The sequence below is a fragment of the Marinobacterium mangrovicola genome (assembly GCF_004339595.1).
In the GTDB taxonomy this organism is placed as follows: domain Bacteria; phylum Pseudomonadota; class Gammaproteobacteria; order Pseudomonadales; family Balneatricaceae; genus Marinobacterium_D; species Marinobacterium_D mangrovicola.
The window spans coordinates 647,646-664,579 of record NZ_SMFU01000009.1 but is presented as its reverse complement, the minus strand read 5'-3'; the positions used below and the strand labels follow the sequence as shown (position 1 = coordinate 664,579).

General features: G+C 58.4%; 19 protein-coding genes. 9 read left to right on the top strand and 10 right to left on the bottom strand.

Annotation, left to right across the window (positions count from 1 at the left end; translation table 11 throughout):
- Nucleotides 1-735: 735 nt before the first annotated feature.
- Nucleotides 736-1,512: a 2-oxo-tetronate isomerase gene (gene otnI, locus CLV83_RS15565; protein WP_132294292.1), complete on the top strand. Its 777-nt coding sequence runs from the start codon at nt 736-738 to the stop codon at nt 1,510-1,512.
- Between the two features lie 20 nt (nt 1,513-1,532).
- On the opposite strand, the gene CLV83_RS15560 is transcribed toward otnI, so the two are convergent.
- Nucleotides 1,533-2,351 (bottom strand): HDOD domain-containing protein, encoded by an 819-nt coding sequence (locus CLV83_RS15560; RefSeq protein ID WP_165900324.1) that lies wholly within the window; start codon nt 2,349-2,351, stop codon nt 1,533-1,535.
- Nucleotides 2,352-2,441: 90 nt separating this feature from the next.
- Here CLV83_RS15560 and CLV83_RS15555 point away from each other — a divergent pair, with 90 nt between their 5' ends.
- Complete coding sequence (locus CLV83_RS15555; RefSeq protein WP_132294286.1) at nt 2,442-3,098, top strand: tRNA-uridine aminocarboxypropyltransferase; 657 nt, start codon at nt 2,442-2,444, stop codon at nt 3,096-3,098.
- Nucleotides 3,099-3,149: 51 nt separating this feature from the next.
- On the opposite strand, the gene secB is transcribed toward CLV83_RS15555, so the two are convergent.
- From secB to CLV83_RS15540, 3 genes are read right to left on the bottom strand one after another with little or no spacing between them, the layout of a single operon-like run.
- Entirely contained in the window at nt 3,150-3,602 is a 453-nt protein-coding gene (gene secB, locus CLV83_RS15550) for a protein-export chaperone SecB (RefSeq protein WP_132294283.1), read from the bottom strand.
- 33 nt (nt 3,603-3,635) lie between these two features.
- Nucleotides 3,636-3,893, bottom strand: coding sequence for a glutaredoxin 3 (grxC, locus tag CLV83_RS15545; protein WP_132294280.1), 258 nt, complete (start codon nt 3,891-3,893; stop codon nt 3,636-3,638).
- On the bottom strand, nt 3,893-4,306 hold the full coding sequence (locus tag CLV83_RS15540; RefSeq protein ID WP_132294277.1) for a rhodanese-like domain-containing protein: 414 nt from the start codon (nt 4,304-4,306) through the stop codon (nt 3,893-3,895). The genes grxC and CLV83_RS15540 overlap by 1 nt, the downstream gene beginning before the upstream one ends.
- A gap of 263 nt (nt 4,307-4,569) precedes the next feature.
- Here CLV83_RS15540 and gpmI point away from each other — a divergent pair, with 263 nt between their 5' ends.
- Genes gpmI through CLV83_RS15520 form a run of 4 tightly spaced genes read left to right on the top strand, consistent with a single transcriptional unit; the run spans nt 4,570 to nt 9,390 of the window.
- Entirely contained in the window at nt 4,570-6,120 is a 1,551-nt protein-coding gene (gene gpmI / locus CLV83_RS15535) for a 2,3-bisphosphoglycerate-independent phosphoglycerate mutase (protein WP_132294274.1), read from the top strand.
- A gap of 23 nt (nt 6,121-6,143) precedes the next feature.
- Nucleotides 6,144-7,280, top strand: coding sequence for a murein hydrolase activator EnvC family protein (locus CLV83_RS15530; protein ID WP_132294271.1), 1,137 nt, complete (start codon nt 6,144-6,146; stop codon nt 7,278-7,280).
- Nucleotides 7,281-7,301: 21 nt separating this feature from the next.
- Nucleotides 7,302-8,603, top strand: a complete 1,302-nt coding sequence (locus CLV83_RS15525; RefSeq protein WP_132294268.1) for a S41 family peptidase — start codon at nt 7,302-7,304, stop codon at nt 8,601-8,603.
- Between the two features lie 4 nt (nt 8,604-8,607).
- The gene (locus CLV83_RS15520; RefSeq protein WP_132294265.1) at nt 8,608-9,390 is read left to right on the top strand and encodes a divergent polysaccharide deacetylase family protein; all 783 of its coding nucleotides are present in this window, start codon (nt 8,608-8,610) and stop codon (nt 9,388-9,390) included.
- Between the two features lie 31 nt (nt 9,391-9,421).
- Here CLV83_RS15520 and CLV83_RS15515 read toward each other — a convergent pair whose 3' ends face one another.
- From CLV83_RS15515 to coaBC, 6 genes are all read right to left on the bottom strand, one after another.
- Nucleotides 9,422-10,612, bottom strand: a complete 1,191-nt coding sequence (locus tag CLV83_RS15515; protein WP_132294262.1) for an MFS transporter — start codon at nt 10,610-10,612, stop codon at nt 9,422-9,424.
- Nucleotides 10,613-10,753: 141 nt separating this feature from the next.
- Nucleotides 10,754-11,359, bottom strand: coding sequence for a nucleoid occlusion factor SlmA (gene slmA, locus CLV83_RS15510; protein ID WP_132294259.1), 606 nt, complete (start codon nt 11,357-11,359; stop codon nt 10,754-10,756).
- 9 nt (nt 11,360-11,368) lie between these two features.
- A complete protein-coding gene (argB, locus tag CLV83_RS15505) occupies nt 11,369-12,274 on the bottom strand; it encodes an acetylglutamate kinase (protein WP_132294256.1) in 906 nt (301 codons plus the stop codon).
- A gap of 64 nt (nt 12,275-12,338) precedes the next feature.
- Nucleotides 12,339-13,742, bottom strand: coding sequence for a phosphomannomutase/phosphoglucomutase (locus tag CLV83_RS15500; protein ID WP_132294253.1), 1,404 nt, complete (start codon nt 13,740-13,742; stop codon nt 12,339-12,341).
- A 51-nt stretch (nt 13,743-13,793) separates the two neighbouring features.
- Nucleotides 13,794-14,255 carry a dUTP diphosphatase gene (gene dut / locus CLV83_RS15495; RefSeq protein ID WP_132294250.1) on the bottom strand — a complete coding sequence of 154 codons (462 nt, stop codon included), beginning with the start codon at nt 14,253-14,255 and terminating at the stop codon, nt 13,794-13,796.
- The gene (coaBC, locus tag CLV83_RS15490; protein WP_132294247.1) at nt 14,221-15,450 is read right to left on the bottom strand and encodes a bifunctional phosphopantothenoylcysteine decarboxylase/phosphopantothenate--cysteine ligase CoaBC; all 1,230 of its coding nucleotides are present in this window, start codon (nt 15,448-15,450) and stop codon (nt 14,221-14,223) included. The genes dut and coaBC overlap by 35 nt, the downstream gene beginning before the upstream one ends.
- Nucleotides 15,451-15,570: 120 nt before the next feature.
- Here coaBC and radC point away from each other — a divergent pair, with 120 nt between their 5' ends.
- From radC to rpmG, 3 genes are all read left to right on the top strand, one after another.
- Nucleotides 15,571-16,245: a RadC family protein gene (radC, locus tag CLV83_RS15485; RefSeq protein WP_132294244.1), complete on the top strand. Its 675-nt coding sequence runs from the start codon at nt 15,571-15,573 to the stop codon at nt 16,243-16,245.
- Between the two features lie 225 nt (nt 16,246-16,470).
- Nucleotides 16,471-16,707: a 50S ribosomal protein L28 gene (gene rpmB, locus CLV83_RS15480; RefSeq protein ID WP_104004802.1), complete on the top strand. Its 237-nt coding sequence runs from the start codon at nt 16,471-16,473 to the stop codon at nt 16,705-16,707.
- Nucleotides 16,708-16,718: 11 nt separating this feature from the next.
- A complete protein-coding gene (gene rpmG / locus CLV83_RS15475) occupies nt 16,719-16,886 on the top strand; it encodes a 50S ribosomal protein L33 (protein WP_027854336.1) in 168 nt (55 codons plus the stop codon).
- Nucleotides 16,887-16,934: the final 48 nt, after the last annotated feature.

The following is a 16,934-nucleotide window of genomic DNA, read 5'->3' as shown; positions in this document are numbered from 1 at the left end:
CCAGGCACCTAATACGAAGAACCCCAGTACCGTTGGTACTGGGGTTTTTTCGTATTGGGCGGCGATGCCGCCCCTTACTACACAGGCCCATGTGAGAGCCTCTGTGCCAGAGGCACGAGGATCAGGCGCCGCAGGCGTCCCGAAGGGATGACGAGCAGAGCTCGGCACCTAAAGTAGGTCATCGCTGTTCGCCCCTTCAGCCAAGCTCAGCTCTTCACCATCGATCTATAGCAGCTAACGCCCGAAGGGTCAGAAGCAGCGCTTCTGATCACTGTAGGTCATCCACCAAAGCCAATTTGGCTCTCCAGATTAGAGCCCCATGCATCTACTCCCGCCGCTGGCGTCCGAAGGATCGCAAGCGCTGCTTGCGACCTAAAGTAGGTCATCTCTCTAAGTTACATCCGAACGCTGGCAGACATGCAAAGTAGGCAAGTACCCCGCGCCAAACCGGCCGATTTGATCTGTACGACCGCAGCCTCCCTAGGACCACACGATCCAAGTATAACCCTCACATCAATCGGGCAAGGCACCCCTCCTACGATAAGCATTGCCGCCACCGCTCCAGAGCAGGATGTACGCCTCCGTGCAGATAGAATCCTAATTCAAAGCCCGGCGACTAATCGCGCCTACAATTGATTCAAGGTCAGACGGCAGTAAATGCCCTGGCCAGTTCCCTTCCCATTCAGCTACCAACCCCCTAGCATCAAACCCAAAGTCACCCAGAGGGATTACACAGTGCCCAGATTCGCCGCCAACCTGTCTATGCTGTTTACCGAGTTACCCTTTCTGGAACGCTTTGAGGCGGCCTCAAAGGCTGGATTTGATGCGGTGGAATACCTATTCCCCTATGAATATCCTGTTGAAGAGATCAAACAACGCTTGGATGCACATGACCTGGAGCAGGTACTGTTCAATGCTCCGCCCGGTGATTGGGCCGCGGGGGAAAGAGGCTTGGCGTGCCTGCCTGGGCGAGAGGAAGAGTTCGCCCGGGGCATCGAACAGGCGATCGCTTACGCCCGTGTACTCGGTAACCGCCTTATCCATGTGATGGCGGGTGTAGTGACTGAGGAGGTTACGCTCGAGGCTGCCACCGCCTGTTATATCAATAACCTTCGCTACGCCGCCCGACAGGCTGCTAAGGGCGGCTTGAGAGTGATGATCGAACCGATCAATAATCGCGATATGCCCGGTTACCTGGTGAACTACCCGGATCAGGGCAGAGCGCTGATCGATGCAATAGGCGAAGGGAATGTGGGCCTGCAGCTGGATCTATACCACTGCCAGATGATGCAGGGGCGTGTTACGCAAACAATCATGGAGTTGTTTGATGTTATCGAGCATGTTCAGTTGGCGGGCGTGCCCGGGCGCCATGAGCCGAATGTTGGCGAGATGAACTATCCCTATATATTAGGGCAACTGGACAGTCTGGGTTATAGCGGGGCTCTGGGCTGCGAATATAACCCACAGGGAAGGACTTTGGATGGTCTGAAGTGGATGGCTGCGTATCGCTAAAAATGCAGTCAGGGGCGCTCTCAGGCGCCCATGCCTTCCAGTATCTCATCTCTCAGGTTCAGATAGTCAAGATCGACGATACCGAGGTAACGGAGCGCGGGTTGCAGCCGGGACAATTCCTGCTTGGGGGAGATTCGCCAGTAGTAGCGATACTCTTCGCTGATATCCTGGGCCAGGGTCAGCACTGATAACAACTCACGGGTTTTGTCGGCCACTTCGACGCGGTCACTGAGTACCTCGTCGATCTGGGGCTGCAGACGGATCGCATCGGCCAGATACTGAGGCAACAACCAGCGCTCAGCCATTCTTGCCCCGACCTTGTAGTGGCTGAAGCCGAACTTCACGGTTTCTGCTTGTTCCAGCTCGTTAGCCGTCAGGTTACCGTTCTCCTGCAGAAATTCACGAAAGCCTTCAAACGCCTGTACCATCAACGGTAGTCCGCAGTCATGCAGCATGCCGCAGGTGTAGACGTCATCCTTGTTCAAACGCGTAAGCCGCTTGGCGATCACTGTGGATAACTCGCTTACATCGCGAGCTGTGTCCCAGAAACGTTCCATCCGACCGGTTTTCTGCAGCGAGTTTTTCATCAGCGTCAGCCTGACCAGACTGAAGATGCGCTCAAAACCCAGCAGGCTTAGCGCACGCTCAACGGAGGTCACTTCAACGGCGAGGCCGTAGTAGGGGCTGTTGGCTGCCTTGAGTATGGTGGAATAGAGTGCGACATCCTTTCGCAGCAGATCAGCAACCTCGCGCTGGCTCGGATCTTCCTGGTTCAGCGCTTTAGCAAGCGAGTGCAAGATCTCAGGCTGAGGTGGGATCAGGGTGTTAAAGTTCTTCATTATCCCTAAGCGCTCCGGCGGACTTGCTGTTGAAGGGGAAGCCAGTATAGTGCGCACCACATGCATTTTCAGCTTGAACACGTTGAACCTATGTCCAATATCAAAGAACCAGCCCGCAGACCTTATCTGGCCCGTGGAGCAGGCGTAAAACGCTGTGAGACCTGCCGTCTGGCGGTGGAGTCCTGTATCTGCGAGCATCAATCCCGGGTCGCGGCGAACTGCGAATTCTGGCTGCTGATGCACCATAACGAGTTCTACAAGCCGACCAATACCGGCAAGCTGATCGCTGACAGCATCAACGGCACCCGTGTCTTTGAATGGTCTCGTACCGAGCCGCCCCAGGCGTTGCTCGATGCGCTGAACGATCCCGCCTACTTCCCCTGCCTGGTGTTTCCTGAGGGGGAGGACTATCAGCAGCGTATGGTGGAAAAGCCACCGGCAGACGGAAGAATCCCCGCGTTTATTATTCTCGATGGTACCTGGCGCCAGGCACGGAGAATGTTCAGGCACAGCCGTTATCTGCAGCACCTGCCGGTGATTGAGCCTAAATCGGCTCGCATCTCGAGCTATACATTGAGACGCTCAACAGTAGCGCATCATCTGTGCACGGCCGAGGTGGCTATAGCTTTGCTGGAGTTGCAGGAGGATAGGGCGGCTGCAAGCCATCTGGAGGGATATTTCGAGCGCTTCAACCGTGAGTATTTCGCTACTCGGCGGAAATGGGATACTGAGCCTGGTGGGGAGTAAAGGCTGACCGCGGCAGATTATTGAGTCCGCGGTCAGTGAACCGGGAGCCGATCAGTGTTTTTCGGCTTCTGCGGCTTTCTGCTGCTGCTGAGCGTACAGCGCATCGAAGTTGACCGGTGCCAGCATCAGAGCCGGGAAGCTCGCCTTGGACGCCAGGTTGTCGATCGCTTCGCGAGCGTAAGGGAACAGCAGGTTCGGGCAGAACGCGCCCAGGGTGTGTTTGGTTTCAGCTTCGCCGAGACCCGCCAGCAGGAAGATACCCGCCTGCTGCACTTCGATCAGGAATGCCGGCTCGCCTTCGTTCTTAACAGTCACGGTCAGAGACAGAACGACTTCGTAGTGTTCTGCGTCCAGGGATGAGCTGCGAGTGTTGATATCAAGGTTAACTTCCGGCTGCCACTGCTTGGTGAATACACCCGGAGCAGCAGGCGTTTCCAGAGAAGCGTCTTTCAGGTAAACGCGCTTCAGCGCGAACTGGGGCTGTTTCTGTTGGTTCTCGGACATCGGATTTTCCTTTGATGGGTAACAGGTCGGTGCTCAGTCTGCCAGCAGTGGATCCAGTTCTCCACGCCGCTCCAGCGCGAAGATTTCGTCGCATCCGCCGACATGGGTATCACCGATGAAAATCTGCGGCACGGTATGACGGCCATTGGCACGCTGCATCATGGTCTGGCGCAGCGTTGGATCGGTATCCACATCGATGGCGTTGTAGGCTACGCCCTTGTGCTCGAGCAGCATAATCGCCCGTGAGCAAAACGGGCACCAGCGCGTCAGATAGATGTCGACGGGCTGCATTATTTCACCACGGGCATGTTCTGGCCGCGCCACTCGGTCATGCCACCGGACATGCGGATGGCCTGGGTAAAGCCTTCGGCCTTGAGCTTTTTGGTCGCAGAAGCAGCAGCCTGGCCTACGTTGCAGACAACGATAACAGGCTTGGATTTATCCGCCTTGATCTCGCCCATGCGCTTGTCCAGATCGGCCAGCGGCAGATGCAGTGCGCCGGTGATATGGCCGGTATCCCACTCTTTTTTCGGTCGGATATCGATCACGGTGGCACCTTCCTTGTTGATCAGTCGGGTGGCCTCGGCGGGCGAAACCGATTTGCCGGATTTGCGGCTCTCGGTCCAGAGCAGCATCGCCAGGGTCAGAACCCAGGCAGCAATCAGGTAATAATGTTGAGAGACGAATTCAATCACGCGATCCATAAGGCTTCCCTAATTGGGGGCTAGTCAACAGGCCGCACAGTATACATGTGCGGCGCGCGGTGGATAAGGTTTGAGCCAGGAATTTGGCCGTTGGGGGGCAAGGTAGGGTAAACTCGTTTGACCAGATCTATGCTGCGGAACGGAACTCTTGGCGAGAACGGGAATCCAGATCAGTCTCGAAGAAAGCGGCGTCTTAACGCGACAGTACGCCGAGAGTGGGTGATCAGTTCCGAAATATAAATCAGATTGAATAGACATTTGTGATGACTCAAGCACGTTCAACCAAAGCACTGATAATTCTCGATGGTTTCGGTATCGAGGCGACCCCTTCTTCCGCTATCCAGGCGGCGCAGACGCCGACCTGGGATAAACTGCTTGCCTCCAAGCCCAATAGCCGGATCAAAACCTCCGGTATGGCGGTGGGTCTGCCGGAAGGGCAGATGGGCAACTCCGAAGTGGGCCATATGAATATCGGTGCCGGTCGTATCGTCTACCAGAATCTGACCCGCATCACCAAGGCGATTGAGGATGGCAGCGTTGGCGAAAACCCGGCGCTGACCAGCGCGATGGATAAAGCGATCTCCGCCGGTAAGGCGGTGCATCTGCTGGGTCTGCTCTCGCCGGGTGGTGTACACAGCCATGAAGACCATATGCTTGCGCTGGCTGAGATGGCGGTGAAGCGTGGTGCCAAAGAGGTGTATCTGCACGCAATCCTTGATGGCCGTGATATGCCGCCGCGTTCTGCCGAGCCCTCAATCGCCAAGGTTGAAGCGAAATTCCGTGAGCTTGGCACCGGTGCAATCGCCACCGTGGTGGGGCGTTACTTCGCCATGGACCGCGATAACCGCTGGGACCGTGTGCAGCAGGCCTATGATGCGATGACCGCGGGTGAGTCTACCCAGCGTGCCCAGTCCGCGCAGCAGGCACTGGCCGAAGCCTATGCTCGAGATGAAAACGATGAGTTCGTCACCGCCACCGTGATCACCGATATGGCGGGGCATCCGAAAGGTCTGATCAAAGACGGCGACGCGGTTGTCTGCGCGAACTTCCGTCCTGACCGGGCCCGTGAAATCACCCGCTGCTTTGTCGATGACAACTTCGATGGTTTCGACCGCAAGATGCGCCCGGCCCTGGCTGACTACGTGATGCTGACGCAGTACGCGGCGGATATCCCGGCCAGCTGCGCCTATCCGCCGGAAAAACTCTACAACGGTCTCGGTGAATACCTCTCCGGCCTGGGCAAAACCCAGCTGCGCATCGCGGAAACCGAAAAGTATGCCCATGTCACCTTCTTCTTTAATGGTGGTGAAGAGGCGGTCTACCCGGGAGAAGAGCGTATCCTGGTGCCTTCCCCGCAGGTAGCCACCTATGATCTCAAGCCGGAGATGAGCGCGCCGGAAGTAACCGACAAGCTGGTCGAGGCGATCCTCAGCCGCCAGTTTGACCTGATCGTCTGCAACTTCGCCAACGGTGATATGGTCGGTCATACCGGTAAATTCGATGCCGCGGTTAAAGCGGTAGAAGTGCTGGACGAGTGCCTGGCACGGGTTCTGGCAGCCATGGCTGAAGTCGACGGTGAGACGCTGATTACCGCCGACCACGGTAACGTCGAGCTGATGGTCAACCCGGAGACAGGTCAACCACATACATCCCACACCAACTGGCCGGTGGCGTTGATCTACGATGGTCCGCGTGCAGATCGGTTGACGCTGGACGAAGGTGCATTGTGCGACTTGGCGCCGACGCTGCTGGCGATGATGGAGCTGGATGCACCGGCGGAAATGAACGGTAAAAACCTGGCACACTTTAACTGATACGGGGCCTCTGGACCTGATTCATGCGCCTTTTACTACTGATGCTCGTGCTGCTTGTTTCGCTGCCATCGATGGCAGCGAGCGAGCAGGAGGCGCGTGAAACCGCGAAGCGGATCGAAGCACTCAAGGATGAGATCGCTTCGGTGCAGAGAGACATCGAACGTCAGCGTTCGGAGCAGAAAGAGCTGCAGCAGGCGCTGCGTGACAGCGAGAAGCAGATCAGCCAGGTCACCGGGGAGCTGCGTCAGCTCAATAATGAGATCGACGGCCTGGGTACCGACCTGGATGGACTGGAAGAGCGTGAAGCTGAACTGGAGCGTCAGGTCGAGGCCAGCGCCGGGCGGGTCCAGGAACAGTTACGAGCGCAATATCGCGAAGGCCGCCAGCCCCAGCTGCAACTGATGCTCACAGATCGCGATCCGGCGCGGGTCGAACGGCTGATCTATTATTACGATCAGCTCAACGCGCAACTGATCGAGCAGATGCAAACCTACCGTACCCAGCTTGAGGCGCTCAACGCGACCCGCAGCCAGGCTGCCGATACCAGCGCAGCGCTGTTTGCCAAACGTGAAGAGTTGGAAGCACAGCAGCGTAACCTCGAGTCTGCCCGCCAGCAAAGGGAAAACAACCTGGCCAAACTGAAGTCGGCAATGGCGCAGGATCAGCAGCGTCTTTCCGGACTGAAGAAGGATCAGGCCCAGTTGCAGAACCTGCTGGAGCAGATCCGTGAATCGATCCGCCGCTCCCAGCTTGAAACCGCCAACCAGGATTTTGACCAGCTTAAAGGCAAGCTTCCCTGGCCCGTGGATGGCAGTATCAAGCGAGGCTTCGGTCAGAAAGTGAATGACCTGGCTTACGAGGGTGTGTTGATCGGTGCCCGCACCGGGCGGGAGGTACACGCAGTGCATTCAGGTCGCGTCGTATTTGCCGATTGGCTGCGTGGATACGGTTTGCTCTTGATCATTGATCATGGCGGCGGTTATATGAGTTTGTATGGACACAACGAGAGTCTGTTGCGTGACACCGGCGCCTGGGTCAGACCGGGCGAGGTGGTTGCGACCACCGGCGACAGCGGTGGCTATGATGAAACCGGCCTCTATTTCGCGATCCGCAAAGGCGGGCGCTCTATCGATCCGGCCCCCTGGCTGGCAGACCGCTGAAAACCACTTCAAGGATAAGCTATGAATCTTCTTGCCAGTGTAAAAAGAACTCCCCTGCTGCTCGGGCTTGCGGTGACCCTGTCTCTGCCTGGCACGGCCTGGTCGCAGGAGGCCGAGAGTGCTGATCCGCAAACGACGCTGCCGCTGGAAGAGCTGCGGATGTTCGCTGAGGTCTATGGCCGCATCAAGGATGCCTATGTCGAGCCGGTAGATGACAAGGTGCTGCTGGAGGATGCGATTCGCGGCATGCTGTCAGGGCTGGACCCGCACTCCACTTACCTGGAGCCGGAAGCGTTCGAAAGTCTTCAGGTACATACCAGCGGAGAGTTTGGCGGCCTGGGTATCGAGGTTGGCCAGGAAGATGGCTTCGTGCGCGTTATCGCCCCGATCGACGATACCCCGGCCCAGCGCGCCGGCATCAAGGCGGGCGATCTGATCATCAAGCTTGACGATACCCCGGTACAGGGGATGCCGCTGAATGAGGCGGTGGAACTGATGCGTGGGGAAATCGGTAGTGAAATCGTACTGACCATCGTCCGCGACGGCGTCGAGAAACCCTTTGAGGTCACCCTGGTACGTGATTCCATCAAGGTGGCCAGCGTCAAAAATCGCCTGCTTGAACCGGGTTACGGCTATCTGCGCCTGACTCAGTTCCAGCTCAACACTGCCGAAGATATGCGCAAGGCGATCAGTGAAATGCAGCAGGAGCAGCCGCTGGAAGGCCTGGTTCTGGATCTGCGCAACAACCCCGGTGGTGTGCTTCAGGCCGCCGTGGATGTGGCCGACACCTTCTTGAAAGATGGATTGATCGTTTACACCGAAGGGCGTCTGCCGAGCTCTCAGCTTGAATTCAGCGCTCAGGCGGCGACTCAGGCGCCAGACCTACCGCTGGTAGTGCTGATTAACGGAGGCTCCGCATCTGCTTCCGAGATCGTTGCAGGCGCGTTGCAGGACCATCACCGCGCTGTGCTGATGGGCACCGACAGCTTCGGTAAAGGCTCGGTACAGACTGTACTGCCGCTGGGCAGTGATCGTGCGGTTAAATTGACCACGGCGCGTTACTACACGCCGAGCGGCCGTTCTATTCAGGCCCAGGGTATCCACCCGGATGTGATGGTTGAAGAGGGGCGTCTGACCCAGGTTGAACATGAAAATCTGGTTAAGGAACGTGACCTGGTGGGGCACCTGGAGAATGGTGCCGAAGATAGCCTGGCAGGCAACGGCGACAGCCATCTGGCCGAGCGGGATATCCAGCTTTACCAGGCGTTGAACCTGCTCAAGGCGCTGAATATCGTTTCGGCAAACCAGCTGAACCAGGGGTGATCCGGTGGCCATCAGGCTTTCGCTGATAGCGCTTTGCCTGCTGGCCCTGCCGGCTTGGGCCGCACCGCTGGCTGAGCGTCCCAAGCTGGTACTGATCATCGACGATGTCGGCCTCAATCTCGAACGGGGGCGGGCGGCCATCGCGCTGCCCGGCCCGATCACCTACGCCATCCTGCCGTTTCGGCCACACTCCCGTGAACTCAGTCGTGAAGCCTCTGCCCAGAGCAAAGAGGTGATTCTGCATGCGCCGATGGAGAACACCCGTCATCTGAAGCTTGGGCCCGGTGCGCTGACGCCGGAGCAGAGCCGGGAGCAGATGCAGAAGCAGCTCAGTGATTCGCTGGACTCCATTCCCGAAGCGATAGGCGTCAACAACCATATGGGGAGCCTGCTTACCCAGCTTGATGAGCCGATGAGCTGGGTGATGGAGGTTATCCACAACCGTGGCTTGTTCTTTATCGACAGCCGTACTACAGCCGCGACGCGGGCCTTGGCAATGGCTCAATCGGCTGGCGTACCTGCGGCGGAGCGGAACGTGTTTCTTGATCATGACCGCTCAATCGAGGCGATCACTCATGAGTTCAAGCGCGCCGTCGACCTGGCCCTGACAGAGGGAAGGGCGGTGGTGATCGGACACCCCTACCCGGAGACGATTAGTGTGCTGCAGACAATGCTGCCAACCCTTGGTGAACTGGGGATCGTGCAGATGTCGGCAGCGGCTTATCTGGAAGAGATCGAAGACGCCCAGAGACGTCTTCTTGCGCGGCAGAACACCGCGCCTCATTGACCCGCCTTTGAGTCAGGTCTGACTCAGTTACTCAGTTACTCAGTGTTCCCGGCTTCGCGGCGATCATGCCTGAAGTGAACTGAATAACCTGCAGTACCAGTAGCAGAATCAGCGCCACGGCCCAGCCCGCGGTCAGGTCGTGCAGTGCGCCGATAACCAGCGGCCCGCCGGCAGCGATCAGATAGCCAAATGACTGAGCCATGGCTGACAGTGACAGTGCCTGGGTCGTGTTTTCACTGCGCAGCGCGAACAGTGCCAGTGCCAGGCTCAGTGCACCGCCAGCACCCAGACCAATACAGGATGCCCAGATAATCGCCAGAGAGGGCATCAGCAGGAGGCCACCGAGCCCGGTTAGGCTGATCAGGAAAATAACGATAACCATCGGCCGTTGATCGTGCATCCGGGTGGCGATCATCGGCGCAAGCAGGTTCGCCGGGATGCCAACCAGGTTGACCATGGATGCAGCGGTGCCCGCTTCCATATCGGAGAGCCCGTTATCGATCAGCATGTTGGGCAGCCAGGTGGCAATGCTGTAGAAAAACGCCGACTGCAGGCCCATGTAGCCGGTAATCGCCCAGGCCCGATAGCTGCGTAGCAGGTTGACCTTGGAGGCCTTGGGGGGCTGATAGTTCTGGCTGTGGATCCGCAGCAGGAACAGCCAGGGCGGCAGGCACAGCAGCGGCAGCAGTGCCCAGAGCAGCATCGGTGCGCGCCAGTCCATAAACATCTCACGCAGCGGTACCGCCAGGTAAACCCCGAGCCCGGCACCGGCTGAGAGCGTCACCGAGTAGAAGCCGGTCATCACGCCTGTATGGTTGGGGAAATAGGCCTTCACCAGGCCCGGTATCAGCACGTTAAGAATGGCGATGGCCGAGCCGATCAGGAGCGTACCGACCAAGATTACCGGGAAGGGTGGGATCACCCTGAGAGCGGCGCCCGCGCTGATCAGCAGCAGAGCTCCGAGCACCAGCAGTGGCGGCGTGATCTTGCGGGTCAGCAGTGGCACCAGCGCCGAGACAACGGCGAAGCAGAGCAGTGGCAGGGTGGTCAGCGTACTGAACTGACTGGCGCTGAAATGGAGGCTATGGCGGATATCTTCCACCAGTGGGCCGATGACGACCAGGCCGCCACGCAGGTTGATGGCGGCCAGCATCAGGCCGAGTACAGCGAGGCCTATGGCCCAGGGGCGACCCGAGAGGGGGCCTTTGAGGGGAGTGGACATGAACTTTCCTGTTCTTGTTGTTCGTTATTTTCTGGTTGTTATGGGCGGTACGTTTTTTATGCTGTGGTGTTGATAAAAAACACTACCCCGGCACCTTTACGGCGGCCGGGGTAGTGGGAGGAGCTGTGGCGCTTGTCAGCGTCAGGCGGCGCGGAACAGACCCTGGGCAAGACGTGCCCACTGCTCTGGCCAGAACTCGGTGGGTCGGCGCTTGAACTCACTGCGCACAAACTGACGGATGCGACCTTCGGCGGTGGCGAGTATCAGGTTGGCGCTGGAGCCTGCGGGGATCTCGGTGCGCAGACCTTCACGCACCTCTGCTTCCCGCATGATCTGCTTGAGCTGGGTTTCCAGACGCTCAAACAGCTGGTTCACCCGGTTACGCAGGCGTTCGGTTTCGCCGGAGAGGGCATCGCCGGTCAGAATTCGGGCCATGCCCGGGTTCTTTTCCACAAATGCCAGCAGCAGCGTCAGAATCTGTTCACACTTGCGCTTGCCGCTGACATCGGAGCCGACGATCAGGTTAACACGGGAAAACAGAGTATCTTCGATAAAGCCGATCAGACCCTCGAACATTCTTGCCTTGCTCGGGAAGTGACGATAGAGCGCCGCTTCCGACACTCCCACTTCACGGGCCAGGGCTGCGGTGGTGATGCGGGCGCCCGGATTGCCCTCCAGCATCTGCGCGAGCGACTGCAAAATCTGCTCGCGACGGGAAATTTTACGTTCCTGCTGTACTTCGCTCATCCAGGATCCTTAGCCTAGGTTTCTGTTGGTGATCAGGGTGCCAACACCCTCGTCGGTAAAGATCTCCAGCATGCAGGAGTGCTCCACGCGGCCATCGATGATGTGGGCGCTGTTGACGCCGCTTTTTACGGCGCTGAGGGCGCAGCCGATCTTCGGCAGCATGCCGCCGTAGATGGTGCCATCTTCGATCAGATCATCGACCTGGCGGGTAGACAGCCCGGTCAGCACCTTGCCGTCCTTGTCCATCAGACCGGCAATATTGGTGAGCAGAATCAGTTTTTCCGCCTGCAGCACCTCGGCCACCTTGCCGGCCACCAGGTCTGCATTGATGTTGTAGGAGTGGCCTTCGGCATCGACGCCGATCGGCGCGATCACCGGGATGAAGTCGGAGTTCACCAGCATCTCCAGCACACGCACGTTGACGCGGTCGACCTCGCCCACATGGCCGATATCGATGATCTCCGGCGCTTCCATCTCCGGTGTCTTGTGCTTCACCTTGAGTTTGCGCGCGCGCAGCAGCTCGCCATCCTTACCCGTGAGGCCGATCGCCTTGCCGCCGGCGGCGTTGATCAGGCCGACGATCTCCTTGTTCACCATGCCACCGAGCACCATCTCAACCACATCCATGGTCTTTTCGTCGGTGACGCGCATGCCGTTGATGAACTTGGATTCGATGTTGAGCTTTTCCAGCAGCTCACCGATCTGCGGACCACCACCGTGGACCACGATCGGGTTGATGCCGATCAGCTTCATCATGACGATATCGCGGGCGAAGCTCTCTTTGAGTTTCTCATCGATCATGGCGTTGCCGCCATATTTGATGACCAGTGTCTGGCCAACAAAGCGCTGGATATACGGCATTGCCTCTGACAATACCTGGGCGGTGGAGATCGCCTGACTGCGGGTAAGGGGCATTTCACTCATCCTCTGAATATGGGGGTTGCTGACGATGCTCAGGCCTCGAGTTTATCCCTCGGGCTTACTCCTCGGGTATATCGAGACTGGCATCGATACCGTGCAACCGGGCCTGGAACTCGTCACGGATGCGCGTCAGCGCGGCTTCATTTTCAGCCTCGAAACGCAGCACCAGGACCGGGGTTGTATTGGACGCGCGTACGAGGCCCCAGCCATCCGGGTAATCGACACGTACACCGTCGATACGGCAGATGTCGCCACCCGGGAAGTCCAGTTGCTGAAGCGCGTCGACAATCTGAAACTTGTTTTCTTCGGTCACCTGGATATTGAGCTCAGGTGTACTTATATCTTCAGGATAGGCGCTGAAAACCCGATCGGCGCTTTCATCGCGCCTGGCGAGAATCTCCAGCAGGCGCACAGCGCTGTAAAGACCGTCATCGAAACCGAACCAGCGCTCCTTGAAGAAGATATGGCCGCTCATCTCGCCGGCCAGCAGCGCGCCGCACTCTTTCATCCTGCGCTTGAGCAGCGAGTGGCCGGTTTTCCACATGCTGGCTTTGCCGCCGGCGTTTTCGATCACTTGCGGCAGCAGGCGTGAGCACTTTACGTCGAACAGAATTTCGGCGCCTGGATTGCGCGATACCACATCTTCAGCGAACAGCATCATGACCCGGTCCGGGTAGACCACCTTGCCCTTCTCGGTAACCACGCCGACACGGTCGCCATCACCATCGAACGCCAGGCCCAGATCAGCACCGGTTTCGACTACCTTGGCGATCACGTCCTGCAGGTTTTTCAGCTTGCCCGGGTCCGGGTGGTGGTTGGGAAAGGTGCCATCCACCTCGCAGAACAGTGGGATGATCTCCACACCCAGGCGTTGCGTCAGTTCCGGCGCGAGGATACCAGGGATGCCGTTGCCGCAGTCCACCACTACTTTCAATGGACGATTAATGTGCACATCGCCGATGATCCGCTGCAGGTAGGCTTCGGCCACATCCTCTTCGCGGCGTTGTCCCTTGCCTTCGGTGTAGTCACGTTGCTCGATGCGGGTACGCAGTGCCAGGATCTCTTCACCGGACAGGGTATGGCCCGCCAGCATCATCTTGAAGCCGTTATAGTCCGATGGGTTATGGCTGCCGGTGATCATGATGCCGGTCTGGTGTGCGTGCTGATGGGCGGCAAAGTAGAGCACCGGCGTCGGCACGTAGCCGATATCGATCACATCGACGCCGCCCTCCAGCAGGCCCTGGGTAAGCACCTCTTTGAAGCGAGGCCCGGAGAGGCGGCCATCGGCAGCCACAATCACTTCGCCGATTCCCTGGCTGTGAGCGCTGGCGGCAAAGGCGCGGCCGAGATGGTAAACCAAGGGCTCGGTCAGTGATGCGCCGACGATACCGCGAATGTCATAGGCGCGGAAAACGCCGGCGTCAAAGCTCTGCAGATCAACATGCTCCAGGCCAAAGCTCATGATGCGCTCCCCGCTGAGTCACTGACTGCAATATTGATCATCGCACAGGCCTCAGTGACGACCGGAAGATCCAAATCCGCCGTCACCACGGTCCGTATCGGTAAACTCTTCGACCACTTCGAAGTCGGCCTGTACCACGGGTACCAGCACCATCTGCGCGATACGCTCGCCCGGTTCCACGGAGAAGGTGGTATTGCCACGGTTCCAGCAGGAGACAAACAGCTGTCCCTGGTAATCGGAATCGATCAGACCCACCAGGTTACCAAGCACGATACCGTGCTTATGGCCCAGGCCTGAGCGCGGCAGAATCATGGCACACAGGTTCGGGTCCTCGATATGGATCGCAAGGCCGGTGGGGATCAGTTCGGTCTGGCCCGGCTCAAGAGTGATCGCGTCATCGAGGCAGGCGCGCAGGTCCAGGCCCGCGGAGCCGTCGGTGGCGTAGGCCGGCAGCGGGAACTGGCCGCCGATGCGGTCATCAAGAATTTTTACCTGTAGCTTTCGTTTGTTCATTGAAGTGCTCTGCTATGCGGTTGATCAGTTGGCGCGCCAACTGCTGTTTCGAAGACTGAGGCAGCGTTTCCTCGCTGTCCGGGCCGATCAGTGTCACGGCATTATCGTCGCTGTTAAAGCCGATCCCTTCCGCCGATACGTCGTTGGCGATGATCAGGTCCAGACCTTTGCGGCTCAGCTTATCGCGGGCGTATTGCAGTACATCGCGAGTTTCCGCGGCGAAGCCCACAGTGAACGGACGTGATTCTGCGGCTGCGACGCTGGCGACGATATCGGGGTTTTTGGTCAGACGTAGTTCCATGATCTCGTCCGAGCCTTTTTTCATCTTATGCTCGGCCACGGCGACCGGGCGGTAGTCAGCCACGGCCGCGGCGGCGATAAACAGGTCGCAGTCGTGCAGGGATTCCATGGCTGCGTCCAGCATCTGCAGGGCGCTCTCAACCTGCACCCGCTCGACACGATCCGGAGCGGCCAGGTTGACCGGGCCTGAGATCAGCGTGACGCGGGCGCCGGCATCGCGCGCCGCTTCAGCCAGGGCGTAGCCCATCTTGCCGGAGCTGTGATTGGAGATATACCGCACCGGGTCCAGCGCCTCACGGGTGGGGCCGGCGGTGATGCAGACATGACGGCCACTCAGCGCCTGGAAGTCGAACTGCTCGGCACACAGCTGCGCCAGCTCCACAGGCTCCAGCATACGTCCGGGCCCGGTATCGCCGCAGGCCTGGGAACCGCTGCCAGGCCCAAACACCTGAACATCGATGCTGTCCTTCAGGCTTTGCATATTCTGCTGGGTACGCGGATCGCGCCACATCGCCTGGTTCATGGCGGGCGCCAGGGCGATGGGCGCGTCGCTGGCCAGGCAAAGGGTGGTCAGAAGGTCGTCACCCATACCGGCGGCCAGGCGGGCGATAAAGTCGGCGCTGGCTGGCGCCACCAGAATCAGGTCGGCCCATTTCGCCAGTTCGATATGGCCCATGCCGGCTTCGGCTTCGGGATCGAGCAGCTGCAGATGCACCGGATTTCCGGACAGTGCCTGCAGTGTCAGTGGGGTAATAAATTCGGTGGCGGCCGCGGTCATCACAACGCGGACATCCGCACCGGCTCCCTTCAGAACGCGCGTCAGTTCGGCGCTTTTGTAGGCTGCTATACCGCCACTGATACCGAGAAGAATCCGGCGGTTAGTAAGTCTGTGCATACCCTGTGTGTCCGATGAATTCAGGATGAAGGCTTGGGAGAGTCCAGCCCTTTAAGATAACATTCTGATGCTGTGTTGCGTAGTGCAGACGGCATGATCGGGACCACAGGGAGGTGGCGAATGGCGATCACGGATTGGCCCGCTGATGAGCGGCCGCGGGAAAAATTGCTGGCGCGGGGTGCCGAGGCGCTCTCCGATGCGGAGTTGCTGGCGATCTTTCTGCGCACCGGGGTAAAGGGTAAAAGTGCTGTAGATCTGGCACGTGAGCTGTTAACCACTTTTGGTGGTCTGCGGCCGCTGATTGAGTCCTCCAGGGAGCAGTTTTGCGCAGCCCTTGGCCTGGGCGATGCCAAATATGTTCAGTTACAGGCGGTGATGGAGATGTCGCGGCGCCATCTGGAGGCGCAGCTGCAGCGAGGTTCGGCCCTGGAAAGTCCGCAGGCGGTGCGCCGATACCTGTCGGCGCAGCTGCGGCATGAGAACCGCGAGGTTTTCGCCTGTTTGCTGCTGGACAACCGCCATCGTGTGATTCGTTTTGAACCGCTGTTCTTCGGCACCATTAACGCCGCCAGTGTTTATCCCCGCGAGGTGGTTTCGCTGGCGTTGCGTCATCAGGCGGCGGCGCTGATTCTGGCCCACAACCACCCTTCCGGAGTGGCCGAGCCATCCCAGGCGGATCGTCAGATCACTGACCGTCTGATCGATGCCCTGGCGCTGGTGGATGTGCGGGTGCTGGATCACCTTGTGATCGGCGATGGGGAGAGCGTGTCCTTTGCCGAGCGAGGTTGGCTGTAACTGCCGGTTATACGGAATCCGTCTCTGGCGGAGGCTGGTGATTTATTAGCCAAAAAAGCTGGCGCTTTGGTGGGTATCTCTGTATAGTACGCGGCCTTCTGTCCCTAATGGTACGGGATTTTGTCCGGGTTATTGGACGCTCCGCCTGAGAGAGTGGCGTAACATCACTCTCGATAAGTATCTGACAGAAGTTAAGTTAACCCTTTTAGATTAAGGTTTATAACAATGTCTCGAGTTTGCATGGTAACGGGCAAGCGCCCGGTAACCGGAAACAACGTTTCCCACTCTCAGCGCAAGACGCGTCGTCGCTTCCTGCCGAACCTGCACTGGCACCGTTTCTGGGTTGAGAGCGAGAACCGTTTCGTTCGTCTGCGTGTTTCCTCCAAGGGCATGCGCATCATCGATAAAAAGGGCATCGACACAGTTCTGACTGAACTGCGTGCCCGTGGCGAGAAAGTTTGAGGAGCTAGGTCATGGCTAAAGGCGCACGCGAAAAGATCCGACTGGTTTCCTCTGCTGGCACTGGTCACTTCTACACCACTGACAAGAACAAGCGTAACACTCCGGACAAGTTCGAATTCAAGAAATACGATCCGGTTGTTCGCAAGCATGTCATCTACAAAGAAGCCAAAATCAAGTAATTGGTTTTAGCTTCCGAAAAACCCCGGCCTCGGCCGGGGTTTTTTTAT

What these genes read in the sequence shown, in the direction of transcription:
- CLV83_RS15540 (WP_132294277.1), bottom strand. Translation starts at nt 4,306, where the DNA reads ATGGATCGCGTGATTGAATTCGTCTCTCAACATTATTACCTGATTGCT.
- gpmI (WP_132294274.1), top strand. Translation starts at nt 4,570, where the DNA reads ATGACTCAAGCACGTTCAACCAAAGCACTGATAATTCTCGATGGTTTC.
- grxC (WP_132294280.1), bottom strand. Translation starts at nt 3,893, where the DNA reads ATGCAGCCCGTCGACATCTATCTGACGCGCTGGTGCCCGTTTTGCTCA.
- CLV83_RS15555 (WP_132294286.1), top strand. Translation starts at nt 2,442, where the DNA reads ATGTCCAATATCAAAGAACCAGCCCGCAGACCTTATCTGGCCCGTGGA.
- radC (WP_132294244.1), top strand. Translation starts at nt 15,571, where the DNA reads ATGGCGATCACGGATTGGCCCGCTGATGAGCGGCCGCGGGAAAAATTG.
- CLV83_RS15530 (WP_132294271.1), top strand. Translation starts at nt 6,144, where the DNA reads ATGCGCCTTTTACTACTGATGCTCGTGCTGCTTGTTTCGCTGCCATCG.
- CLV83_RS15515 (WP_132294262.1), bottom strand. Translation starts at nt 10,612, where the DNA reads ATGTCCACTCCCCTCAAAGGCCCCCTCTCGGGTCGCCCCTGGGCCATA.
- CLV83_RS15560 (WP_165900324.1), bottom strand. Translation starts at nt 2,351, where the DNA reads ATGAAGAACTTTAACACCCTGATCCCACCTCAGCCTGAGATCTTGCAC.
- dut (WP_132294250.1), bottom strand. Translation starts at nt 14,255, where the DNA reads ATGAACAAACGAAAGCTACAGGTAAAAATTCTTGATGACCGCATCGGC.
- rpmG (WP_027854336.1), top strand. Translation starts at nt 16,719, where the DNA reads ATGGCTAAAGGCGCACGCGAAAAGATCCGACTGGTTTCCTCTGCTGGC.
- CLV83_RS15525 (WP_132294268.1), top strand. Translation starts at nt 7,302, where the DNA reads ATGAATCTTCTTGCCAGTGTAAAAAGAACTCCCCTGCTGCTCGGGCTT.
- CLV83_RS15500 (WP_132294253.1), bottom strand. Translation starts at nt 13,742, where the DNA reads ATGAGCTTTGGCCTGGAGCATGTTGATCTGCAGAGCTTTGACGCCGGC.
- coaBC (WP_132294247.1), bottom strand. Translation starts at nt 15,450, where the DNA reads ATGCACAGACTTACTAACCGCCGGATTCTTCTCGGTATCAGTGGCGGT.
- secB (WP_132294283.1), bottom strand. Translation starts at nt 3,602, where the DNA reads ATGTCCGAGAACCAACAGAAACAGCCCCAGTTCGCGCTGAAGCGCGTT.
- slmA (WP_132294259.1), bottom strand. Translation starts at nt 11,359, where the DNA reads ATGAGCGAAGTACAGCAGGAACGTAAAATTTCCCGTCGCGAGCAGATT.
- argB (WP_132294256.1), bottom strand. Translation starts at nt 12,274, where the DNA reads ATGCCCCTTACCCGCAGTCAGGCGATCTCCACCGCCCAGGTATTGTCA.
- rpmB (WP_104004802.1), top strand. Translation starts at nt 16,471, where the DNA reads ATGTCTCGAGTTTGCATGGTAACGGGCAAGCGCCCGGTAACCGGAAAC.